This is a genomic window from Macrococcus sp. CoH-51_TC_04, assembly GCF_058188655.1.
The window spans coordinates 1-249 of record NZ_JBVGOY010000085.1; the positions used below are offsets into that span (position 1 = coordinate 1).

The following is a 249-nucleotide window of genomic DNA, read 5'->3' on the forward strand; positions in this document are numbered from 1 at the left end:
AATGGAGCGAAAGACGGGATTCGAACCCGCGACCCCAACCTTGGCAAGGTTGTATTCTACCACTGAACTACTTTCGCGCACTTATTAAAAATAATTATGAGCCATAGAGGATTCGAACCTCTGACCCTTTGATTAAAAGTCAAATGCTCTACCAACTGAGCTAATGGCTCAAAAATGGTGCCGGAAAAAGGACTTGAACCCTCAACCTACTGATTACAAGTCAGTTGCTCTACCAGTTGAGCTATTCCG

The 249-nt window shown here is 44.2% G+C and carries 2 tRNA genes; both read right to left on the reverse strand.

Features of this window, described 5'->3' with window-relative positions:
• Nucleotides 1–2 precede the first annotated feature (2 nt).
• A tRNA-Gly gene (locus ACZ2V4_RS11855) sits at nucleotides 3–77 on the reverse strand.
• Between the two features lie 20 nt (nucleotides 78–97).
• Nucleotides 98–170 (reverse strand) — tRNA-Lys (locus tag ACZ2V4_RS11860).
• Between the last annotated feature and the right edge of the window lie 79 nt (nucleotides 171–249).